Consider the following 10231-nt stretch of genomic DNA (forward strand, 5'->3'; position numbering starts at 1 on the left):
GACGGGTACCCGCCGCAAGGCGGCGGATCGCCGGGTGGGCGCCCCGAATTCGGAGATGGCGGAGAATGTCGGAGATCAAGCGGATCGAGGTCGGCCCTCGCATGAGCCAGGCGGTCGTGTATGGCGACACCGTCTATCTCGCCGGGCAGGTGGCGCAGGGAAAGGCCGGCGCCTCTGTCGGGGAGCAGACGAAGGACGTTCTCGCCAGGATCGACGCGCTGCTCGCAACTGCGGGGAGCGACAAGACGAAGCTCCTTTCGGCCACGATCTGGCTCACCGATATGGGACGCTTCGCCGAGATGAACGCGATCTGGGACGCTTGGGTGGCGCCCGGCTGCACGCCGGCGCGGGCCTGCGTCGAGGCGAAGCTCGCCTCGCCCAGCTATGACGTCGAGATCGCGGTGATCGCCGCCCGCTGACGCATCCCGGTTCGGGAGACATCCGATCAGTTCTTCCACGCCGTCCTGTCCGGTCGGCCCGCGCGGGGCCGAGGATTCCTCCGCGGACATCGAATCGCGGCCGCTCCCGGCTCCTCAGGCCCGCGGGCGGCCGGATGTGCCGCCCATGATCGAATATGCGATGAGCCTCGACGAGCGGCCGGGTGCAGGCGGCCTGCCGTGGCTGCGCCGTCTGCTGCCACCTTTCCTGCGCGGCGGAGCCAGGATCTCGCCGCGCGACTTTCCCGGCTTCGACGCGGAGGCCTATCTGCGGGAGAATCCCGATGTTGCGGCTTCGGGGATCCCGGCTCTCGCGCATTTCGCCAAGGAGGGCTGGATGGAGGGGCGCCGCCTCTCGCCCCGGCTCGACGCGCGGCAATATCTCACCGCCAATGCGCATGTGCGCCACGTCCTCCTCGATATCCAGCGGCGGCGCGGCGCGCTGCCGCCCGCGGTGCGGGGGGACGAACGGCTGCGTCCGGGCATTCTCCTCGTCGGTTATGTCGAGGCGGGGCTCGGCCTCGGCGAATCGTCGCGGGGCCTTGCCCGCGCCCTGGCGCAGGCCGGCCTGCCCTTCGCGATCCATCCCTACAACCTCGCCGTGGAGGATCGCTTCGTCGGGCCCTTCATGCCGGAGCGCTACGACAAGGCCGGCCGCTACGAGGTCACGCTCTTCGAGGCGAATGGCGACCATCTCGACGCCTTCCTCGAGCAGTTCGGCCGTCGGGCGCAGGGGAGCCACAGGATCTTCCGCACCTATTGGGAACTGGCCGAGGCGCCGCGGGCCTGGGCGCCCCGGCTCGCGCGGTTCGACGAGGTCTGGGCGCCGACGAGATTCGTCGCCGAGGCGTTCCGCCATGTCTTCGACGGGCCGATCACCGTCGTGCCGCCCGCCGTCTCGGTGGAAAGCGCCGCCGCCTTCGGGCGCGCGTATTTCGGCCTTCCCGCGGAGAGGTTCCTCTTCCTCTTCACTTTCGACTACAACTCGATCGTCGCCCGCAAGAATCCGGCCGGGCTGGCGGAGGCTTTCAGGGCCGCCTTTCCCGCGCCCGACGACGGCGTCGGCCTCGTCCTCAAGTCGATCGGCCCGCCGAGCCTGTGCCCGGCAAGCCGGGCGGCCTTGCTGCGGGCCGCCCGGGAGGATCCGCGCATCGTGGTTCTGGAGGAGACCCTCTCGCGGGACGAGATCCTGTCGCTGGCGCGGGTCTGCGACGGCTATGCCTCGCTGCATCGCTCGGAGGGATTCGGCTTCGGCATGGCCGAGGCGCTCGGACTCGGCCGGCCGGTGATCGGGACGGATTATTCCGGCTGCACCGATTTCCTCGACGAGGAGACCGGATTTCCGGTTCCCTGCCGGCTGCGGCCGCTCCGTGACGGGGAATATCCCTACGGCGACGGCCAGTCCTGGGCCGAGCCGGATCTCGCGGCGGCGACAGCGATCCTTCGGCGGGTCCGGGAGGATCGCGCCGGACGCGAGGCGCGTGCCGAGGCGGGGCGGCGCCGGATGGAGGAGCGCTTCGGCGCGCGGGCCGTGGGACGCATCGCGGCGGAGCGCCTGCGGAGCCTGCTGGCGGAGAGAGAGGGCCGCAACCCGCCTGGATGAGGTGGGGTCGCGCGCGCGTCGAGGTCCGAGGGCGGTTTCCTACGGCATGCCGGCCTGCCGGATCAGATGGGGCAGTTCCTCGATCAATTCGTCCAGCGTCTGCGCCTCTGCGCGCAGCCCCGGCACGCTCGACGTCCTCACGTGCCAGCACTCGCCGTCGGGGTCGTAGGCGACGACGATGCTCTCGCCCGCGATGCGGAGCACCTGCTCGTCGCGCTCGGCCCGGAGGGGACTCTTCATGCGGGGGAGGGCGGAACGGGAGTCGGCCGGCCGGCATCGTCGATGGCGACGAAGGTGAAGGTCGCCTCGGTGACCTTTTCGTGAAGACCGCTTTGGAAGCGCGTCGCCCATGCCTCGATCTCGATCTTCATCGAGGTGCGGCCGACGCCGAGGATCCGCGTATAGACCGAGAGGATGTCGCCCACCTTGAGCGGCCGGATGAAGATGATGCCGTCCACCTTCACCGTCACGACACGCCCCTGCGCGCGCTCGATCGCGGCGACGCCGCCGGCCTGGTCCATCCGCGACATGACCCAGCCGCCGAAGATGTCGCCGTTGGCGTTCGTATCGGCAGGCATGGCCATGACGCGGATGGTCAGCTTGCCCTTCGGCTCGGGGCTCATGCCGCGTCGTCCCGGAAATAGACCTCGACGGGTCCCTTCAGCTTGAGCGTCATCTGGTTGCCGTGCCGGTCGCGCGTCTTGCCGGCCGCGAGCCGCACCCAGCCCTCCGAGACGCAATATTCCTCGACATTCGTCTTCTCGACGCCCTTGAAGCGGACGCCGACGCCGCGCGCCAGCAGCGCCTCGTCGAAATAGGGGCTCGCCGGGTCCACGGAGAGGCGGTCGGGAGGAGTGTCTGTCATCGCTCGGCCAAAATCGTCGCGTCCCACGCCCGTCCGGGGCTGTCGCAGCCTCCGGCCTGGCCGCTCGTCATAGGAGATGGCGCGCGGCGCGGCCAGCCCTTCCGTGCCGTGCCGGGCTTGCCTCGAAGCGGCCCCGAACCGCATGCATGGGTCGGCATCGGGTCGCCTCCAGACCCATGGGAACACCACATGCGTTCACTCGCCGTCGCCGCTGTCCTGTCCCTGGCCCTCGTACAATCCGCCGCGGCGGAGGGGGTCGTGGCCTGCCCCGCCTTCAAGGCGGCCTGGCAGGCGTCGCTGAAGCGTCTCGCCCTGGCCCCGTCCGGCGCCGCCTTCGGCCGGGCGGCGGGGAGCGAGGGAGAGAAAGTCTCGGGGATCCGCGGGGTCGATGCCACGGTGATCTGCCGGGACGGCGCCCTCGGCCATCTGGAACTGGCATCTGCCGGGGACCCGCAGGCCCTCGAGAAAGCCTCGGTCTCGGTGCTGATGGCCATGGACAAGAGCGTGTCGGCGGAAGCGGCCGGCACTACGGCGGCGGGCTTGCGGGCGGAAAGCGAGTCGATGAAGAAGGACGCCGTCAGCTCCTGGGGACCCTACGAGCTGACCTGGAGCGTCTCCGCTTCGGACGGGCGGGCCCGGTTCACGCTGGATCTGGCGGAGAATTGAGTGTGTGCGCGCTCATCCCGAGCGGACGAATTCGAGGAGCGGCCACCAATCCTCCTTCAGCGGAGCGATGCGCGAGCCGCTGCGGTCGAAGATGCCTTGTCCCGCCTCCACGACGTCGAGATAGACTTGCGAGTCCCTGATCCGGGCCACGCAGCGATGGCCCGACTTCGCCATGAACGCGCTCTGCCGCTCGGCGGAGCGCGTTCCCGCGCGCACGCGGTTGCCGACGAGGCCGACGGGCTTCCGTCCCTTGGCGACCGCCCGGATGTCGTCCAGCTTCCTGAGGAAGCGCAAGGTGGCGCCCTCGTCGAGGGCGGAAGGCGCGACCGGCACGATGATCCGGTCGGCGAAGGCGACGACCTCCTCGATCTGGCGGGTCTTGAGTGCGGCCGGGGCGTCGAGGATCGCGAAATCGAATTCGGGGCCCGGGCGGCCGATGTCCTTCATCCATTCGGCGCCCGCGATCGGAGCGGCATCGGCCGGCCGGCGTGCCAGCCATTCGGTGGCCGAGCGCTGCCGGTCGAGATCGGCGAGAAGCACCTTTGCACCGTCGGCGGCGAGGGCCGCCGCGAGGTTGGTGGACAAGGTCGTCTTGCCGCTGCCGCCCTTGACGGTGGCAACCAGGATGGTGGTCATGCGCACCCCCGAGGAATCTGCAATTTGCGCCAAAGACAGGTCGATGGGAATAGAGGAACTCGCCCGATGGGGGCCGGGCGCGAAGGAACCATCGCCGCATGATCTATGATGTGCATGTCGGCGAGGAAGGCTGGCTCTTCCTGACGGGCGGAGCGAATCCGCCGATCCGCATGTACCGCCGCGGCATCGGCCGCTCGCTGCTGCTGCGGCGCTGGGCCTGGCTCCTGGCGATGCGCGCCCGGCGCTGCCGGCGGCGCGGGATCCGATATCTGCATCTGCCCGTGCCGGAGAAGCTGTCAGTCTATGCCGACAAGGCGCCGGCCCTCGCCATCGATCCGAGCCTCGGTTCGGGGCAGCAGCTCTGCCGGCTCATTGGCAACGAGCAGCTCTGCCTGGACGCCGTGGAACCGCTCGTCGCCGCGCGCGCGGGCGGCGAGACGTTCCTGCGCACCGATTCGCACTGGTCCAGCGAGGGGTGCCGCGTCGCCCACGACACGATCTGCCGGACGCTCGGCGCGCCGATCCGCTGGCAGCTCGAGGACAGGCATTGCGTCGTGGTCGAGGATTTCGTCGGCGACCTCGGCGTCAAGCTGACGCCGGCGCCGGCGGAGTTGCTGAGGCGCCGGACGGTCACCCGGGACGCGGTTCGGATCGCGGCCAACGAACTCGTCCAGCGCTACGAGCAGGCCGGCAAGGCGGCCGACCTGCACCGGGGCGCCCGCGTCGTCTATCGCAACGAGGCTGCCGACGCCGATCCGCGCCGGCTGCTGCTGTTCGGCGATTCCTTTTCCGCCTTCGACCATCACGGCTTGTCGGCGATGCTGGCCGAGACGTTCCGCGAGGTCCATTTCATCTGGTCCTCGGCGATCGACTGGGGCTATGTCGACCGCGTGCACCCCGATCTCGTCCTGACGGAGCTGGCGGAGCGCTTCATGATCTGGGTCCCGAGCGACCTGGACTACGACAACGAAGCCTTCGCCGGGGACCGGCTGAGGGAACTGGACCAGGCCGGACCGGCCTGACGGCTCCCCGCCCGCGCCTTCCCTGGCCCGGGACGTTTCCGCAGGGCGAGGCGGAGGCCGCCTCGCCCGGGGACACCTTCACACGAGCATCTTGCCCTCGGCGGAGATGATGCCGCCGATATCCTCCTTCTCCTCGATATCGTCCGCCGGGGCGAGGATCATCTCGTTATGGGCCTTGCCCGAGGGGATCATGGGGAAGCAGTTCTCGGTCTTGTCGACGCAGCAATCGAAGATCACCGGCCGGTCCTCGACCGCGATCATCTCCCGGATGGCGTCGTCCAGTGCGGCGGGGTCCGTGCAGCGCATGCCGACGCCGCCGTAAGCCTCGGCGAGCTTCACGAAATCGGGCAGCGAGGCCGAATAGCTCTGCGAGTAGCGCCCGCCATGCAGCAGTTCCTGCCACTGGCGCACCATGCCCATATATTCGTTGTTCAGGATGAAGATCTTGACCGGCAGCCGGTACTGCACGGCCGTCGACATCTCCTGCATGTTCATGAGGATCGAGGCTTCGCCGGCGATGTCGATCACGAGCGCGCCCGGATGGGCGAGCTGGGTGCCGATGGCGGCGGGCAGGCCGTAGCCCATGGTGCCGAGGCCGCCCGAGGTCATCCAGCGGTTCGGCTCCTCGATCTTCAGGAACTGGGCCGCCCACATCTGGTGCTGGCCGACCTCGGTGGTGAAATAGGTCTCGCGGTCCCGCGTCAGCTCCTGAAGCCGCTCGAGGGCATATTGCGGCTTGATCACCGAATCGGAGCGCCGGTAGGCGAGGCAGTTGCGCGCGCGCCAGCCGTCGATCCGGCGCGTCCAGGCCGCGAGGGCCTCGCGGTCGGGCTCGGCCTTCATCTCCTTCCAGGCCGCGATCATCGCCTCGATCACATGCGCGCAATCGCCGATGATGCCGATATCCGCCTTCACGTTCTTGGAGATCGAGGAAGGGTCGATATCGACATGGATCTTCTTCGAGCCGGGGGAGAAGGCGTCGAGCCGGCCCGTGATGCGGTCGTCGAAGCGCGCGCCGAGCGCGATCATGACGTCACAATCGTGCATGGCGTGGTTCGCCTCGTAGGTCCCGTGCATGCCCAGCATCCCGAGCCAGCGCGGATCGGAGGCCGGGAAGGCGCCGAGCCCCATCAGGGTCGAGGTGATCGGAAAGCCCGTGAGCCGCACCAGCTCGCGCAGGGCCCGGGCCGCCCGCGGGCCCGAATTGACGATGCCGCCGCCCGTGTAGAAGACGGGCCGCTTCGCGCCCGCCATCAGGCGCACGGCGGCGCGGATCTTCTGCGGGTCGCCGTCGAGGATCGGCCGGTAGGTCTTGTGCTGGTTGTCGCCGGGCTTGCAATAGTCGCCGGTCGCGAACTGGACGTCCTTCGGCAGGTCGATGACGACGGGGCCGGGCCGCCCGCTCGAGGCGACGTAGAACGCCTCATGCAGGATGCGCGGCAGGTCCTCGATCGATTTCACGAGGTAGTTGTGCTTCGTGCAATTGCGCGTGATGCCGACCGTGTCGCATTCCTGGAAGGCGTCGGTGCCGATGAGATGGGTCGGCACCTGGCCGGTGATGCAGACGACCGGGATCGAATCCAGCATGGCATCGGCGAGGCCGGTGACGGCATTGGTGGCGCCGGGGCCGGAGGTCACCAGCACGCAGCCGACCTTGCCGGTCGAGCGCGCATAGCCCTCCGCCGCGTGGACGGCGCCCTGCTCGTGGCGGACGAGGACGTGCTGCAATTCCTCCTGGTGGAAAAGCGCGTCGTAGATCGGGAGCACGGCGCCGCCGGGATATCCGAAGATGTGCGTGACACCCTGGTCGCGCAGCGCCTGGACCACCATTTCGGCGCCGGTCATCCTCTCGCCCATCACACTACTCCTTGGCCCCGCGGGGCTTTCCTGAACCGCGCCCTCGGGGACGTCCGGTCCGCAAACTGGATTTCAGGCAACAAAAAAGGGCCCCGAGGGACCCTGCATGCGCCACCAGCGGAGATACGGGTCAACCCCGCTCCGACGATGGCGCCTCCGCTACGATGAGAATCACGGACACTCGGCCGCTCCTTGCGTGAGGCGCGTGACTAAGCAGAGTCGGAAGGCCGGGTCAAGCGGTGAATCGCCCACCGCCCCCACCAGCCCTTGTCGTCCTCGGCGCCCCGAGGGCGCGGGGAGGGGATCCAGGAGGGCTCGCGGGCGGCTCCGGATCCCCTTCCCCTCCGCTTCGCTCCGGCCGGGGATGGCGGGGAGGATGCGAAGGCTGCACATGTTTGTGGCATTCCTGCCATAGCCGTCCTCGGATGCTCCCGCTACGCATCTGACATGCGCATGGATCGAGCCTCGTCGGGTCGACGCCGCGCCGTCATCGGCGTGGTCGCGCTCTATGCGTTCCTGCTCCAGGCGTTCCTGGGCTTCGCCACGCCCGCGGCGGCGATCCCGCACGGCTGGCTCTGTGCGGAGGCGGGCGACCACGGCTCCGTCCCGCATTCAGCTGGCCATCATCACCAGTGCTGCACGGCCGCCCATCCCGGCCATATCGCCCCGCCGCCCCCGGCCGCCGTCATCCTGCGCCCCGATCCGCCTCGCCTCCTCTCCGTCGTCTGGCGGCCGGAGGCGTCGCTGCCGCGCACCGGCCCGCCCCGCTACGCCGGAAGTCCCAGAGGTCCGCCTGCCGCCTGATCGATCGCTCTCCGCTTTCCGATCTTCTCCAGGCGTTGGACCTTATATCATGACCATTAAGCCGCTGGGCGTCGCGCTCGGCGCGGCTGCGTGCCTGTCGGCCGCGCAGCCGGCCTTCCCGCAATCGCCTCCGACCACCTCCCTTCCTCCCATCGTCGTCTCCGCCCCCGCAGCGCGGCCCCGCCCGGCGAAACCGCCCCGGCCGTCCTCCTCCGCCAGGGCAGGCAGCCGCCCGAGCCACGTTGCCTCCGCGCCGAAGCCGGCGCGCGCCGCGGCGCCGGTGCGCCGGCGTCTGGCCGCCGCCCCGCCGCCCGCGGCCCCGGCCCCCGCATCCGACGGGATCCGCGCACCGGGCATCGATCCGTCCGCGGGGCCGGATACGGGCGGCTCGCTCACCGTGCCCTCGGTCCAGCAGCAGCGCGCCAATGTCCTCTCGACGGTCGGGTCGGTCGCCTTCATCGACGCCACCTCGTTCCAGAACCGCTACACCAACAATCTGCCGGACGTGCTCAAGGATACCCCCGGCGTCTTCACGCAGTCGCGCTACGGCCAGGAGGTCCGCCTGTCGATCCGCGGCTCCGGCATCGCCCGCTCGTATCATACGCGCGGCATCGAGATGCTGCTCGACGGCATCCCGCTCAACCTCGCCGACGGCTCGGGCGACTTCTACCAGATCGACCCGCTCTCGGCGCGCTCGATCGAGGTCTACAAGGGCGGCAACGGGCTGATCTTCGGCTCCTCCATGCTCGGGGGAGCGATCAACATCGTCACGCCCACGGCCTACACCGCCTTCGGCTCCAACATCGTGCGGGTGGAAGGCGGGTCCTTCGGCGCGATCCGCACCAACGTCCAGGCGTCGCGGGTCGAGGGCGATGCCGACGGCCTGATCAACGCCACCTATTCGCATCAGGACGGGTTCAGGGACCACGCCAACCAGGATTACTGGCAGATCAACGGCAATGTCGGCTACAAGATCGCGCCGGGCATCGAGACCCGCACCTGGTTCGGTTCCTTCATCACCCGGCAGAAGCTGCCCGGCACGCTCGATCTCAACGGCGTGCTCTACAATCCGCGCCAGGCGGCCGCCGCCGCGATATCCGGGAACCAGGCGCGCGACGTCTGGGCGGAGCGCATCGCGAACCGGACCTCCTTCGCGCTCGACGTCGGCACGCTCGACATCGATTCCTGGTACACGCACAAGCGCCTCTATCATCCGATCTTCCAGGTGATCGACCAGGAGGGCGCGACCTACGGCATCGCGCCGCGCTGGAGCGGCTCCTTCGACATCGGCGGCTACCGCAACGAACTGATCGTCGGCGCCCGCGCCATCGGGGGCGACAATTCGGCCCGCCAATACGTCAACATCGCGGGCAATCGGGGGATGCTCACGGCCAGCGCCCGCCAGAACGCGCAGAACTACGAGGGCTATATCGACAACCGCTTCTGGGTGACGCCGGAACTCGCCGTGATGGCGGGCGCCAAGCTGCTCCACGACGAGCGCGATTTTCGAAACTTCTACACGATCCCGGCACGGGCGGCCGATCGCGACTATGACGGCTTCAATCCCAAGATCGGCCTCATGTACCAGCCGGTGAAGAACGTGCAGTTCTTCACCAACCTGACGCGCTCGCGCGACATCCCGGATTTCTCGGACCTCGCGCAGTCGAACCTTTCGGGCCTGACCTTCGTGCCGCTCCAGGCGCAGAAGGCCTGGACGGCGGAGGTCGGCACGCGCGGCTCCTGGGACCGCTTCCGCTGGGACGTGACCTATTACCACTCGACGCTGCGGGACGAACTGATCAACTTCAACACGAATGCCGCGCTCGGCATCCCGGCCTCGACCTTCAACGCCGACCGGACGACTCATCAGGGCGTCGAGCTGGCCTTCGGTGTCGATCTCTGGAGCGACCTGCTCGGGCCAGGGGTCGGAGACAAGCTCGCGCTCCGGCAGGTCTATACCTGGAACGATTTCCGCTTCGACCACGATCCCGTCTACGGCAACAACCGGATCGCCGGCATTCCGCAGCACGTCCTGCGCACGATTCTGGCCTATACCCATCCGAGCGGCTTCTTCATCGCGCCAACCCTGGACTGGGTGCCCCAGGGGGCCTTCGCCGACCACGCCAACACGCTGCGCGTGCCGGGATATACGCTGATCGGCGTGCAGGCGGGGATGGAGCTGGGGCGCGGCGTGACGCTGTATGTCGATGCCCGCAACCTCGCCAACAAGCGCTATGTCAGCGATATCGGCGCCGTCGCGGATGCGAGGAAGACGGCGACGACGATCTTCTATCCGGGCGAGGGCCGCAGCATCTTCGGCGGCGTGCGCTGGGTCTATTGA

General features: G+C 68.9%; 11 protein-coding genes. 6 read left to right on the plus strand and 5 right to left on the minus strand.

Features of this window, described 5'->3' with window-relative positions; translation table 11 throughout:
* Positions 1–65 precede the first annotated feature (65 nt).
* Both PKD06_RS08890 and PKD06_RS08895 read left to right on the plus strand, forming a co-directional pair.
* Entirely contained in the window at positions 66–419 is a 354-nt protein-coding gene (locus PKD06_RS08890; RefSeq protein WP_324379642.1) for a RidA family protein, read from the plus strand.
* 145 nt (positions 420–564) lie between these two features.
* Positions 565–2040, plus strand: a complete 1476-nt coding sequence (locus PKD06_RS08895; protein WP_324379644.1) for a glycosyltransferase family 4 protein — start codon at positions 565–567, stop codon at positions 2038–2040.
* Positions 2041–2079: 39 nt separating this feature from the next.
* Here the strand turns inward: PKD06_RS08895 and PKD06_RS08900 are convergent, their stop codons facing one another.
* The 3 genes from PKD06_RS08900 to PKD06_RS08910 are packed head-to-tail and all read right to left on the minus strand — an operon-like array spanning position 2080 to position 2905.
* Entirely contained in the window at positions 2080–2280 is a 201-nt protein-coding gene (locus tag PKD06_RS08900; RefSeq protein WP_324379645.1) for a DUF1902 domain-containing protein, read from the minus strand.
* Entirely contained in the window at positions 2277–2663 is a 387-nt protein-coding gene (locus PKD06_RS08905; protein ID WP_324379647.1) for an acyl-CoA thioesterase, read from the minus strand. Before PKD06_RS08905 ends, PKD06_RS08900 begins: the two co-directional genes overlap by 4 nt.
* Entirely contained in the window at positions 2660–2905 is a 246-nt protein-coding gene (locus PKD06_RS08910; protein ID WP_324379649.1) for a DUF3297 family protein, read from the minus strand. The genes PKD06_RS08905 and PKD06_RS08910 overlap by 4 nt, the downstream gene beginning before the upstream one ends.
* A gap of 189 nt (positions 2906–3094) precedes the next feature.
* On the opposite strand from PKD06_RS08910, the gene PKD06_RS08915 reads away from it, so the two are divergent.
* Entirely contained in the window at positions 3095–3571 is a 477-nt protein-coding gene (locus PKD06_RS08915; RefSeq protein ID WP_324379651.1) for a hypothetical protein, read from the plus strand.
* A 12-nt stretch (positions 3572–3583) separates the two neighbouring features.
* On the opposite strand, the gene PKD06_RS08920 is transcribed toward PKD06_RS08915, so the two are convergent.
* Entirely contained in the window at positions 3584–4207 is a 624-nt protein-coding gene (locus PKD06_RS08920; RefSeq protein ID WP_324379653.1) for a ParA family protein, read from the minus strand.
* A 98-nt stretch (positions 4208–4305) separates the two neighbouring features.
* Between PKD06_RS08920 and PKD06_RS08925 the strand changes: the two genes are divergently transcribed.
* On the plus strand, positions 4306–5229 hold the full coding sequence (locus PKD06_RS08925) for a hypothetical protein (RefSeq protein WP_324379655.1): 924 nt from the start codon (positions 4306–4308) through the stop codon (positions 5227–5229).
* Between the two features lie 78 nt (positions 5230–5307).
* Here PKD06_RS08925 and PKD06_RS08930 read toward each other — a convergent pair whose 3' ends face one another.
* Positions 5308–7086: an acetolactate synthase 3 large subunit gene (locus tag PKD06_RS08930; RefSeq protein ID WP_324379657.1), complete on the minus strand. Its 1779-nt coding sequence runs from the start codon at positions 7084–7086 to the stop codon at positions 5308–5310.
* Between the two features lie 453 nt (positions 7087–7539).
* On the opposite strand from PKD06_RS08930, the gene PKD06_RS08935 reads away from it, so the two are divergent.
* Both PKD06_RS08935 and PKD06_RS08940 read left to right on the plus strand, forming a co-directional pair.
* Entirely contained in the window at positions 7540–7890 is a 351-nt protein-coding gene (locus tag PKD06_RS08935; protein ID WP_324379658.1) for a hypothetical protein, read from the plus strand.
* Between the two features lie 49 nt (positions 7891–7939).
* A complete protein-coding gene (locus tag PKD06_RS08940) occupies positions 7940–10231 on the plus strand; it encodes a TonB-dependent receptor (protein WP_324379660.1) in 2292 nt (763 codons plus the stop codon).

Source organism: Enterovirga sp. (genome assembly GCF_035325185.1).
Classification (GTDB): domain Bacteria; phylum Pseudomonadota; class Alphaproteobacteria; order Rhizobiales; family Beijerinckiaceae; genus Enterovirga.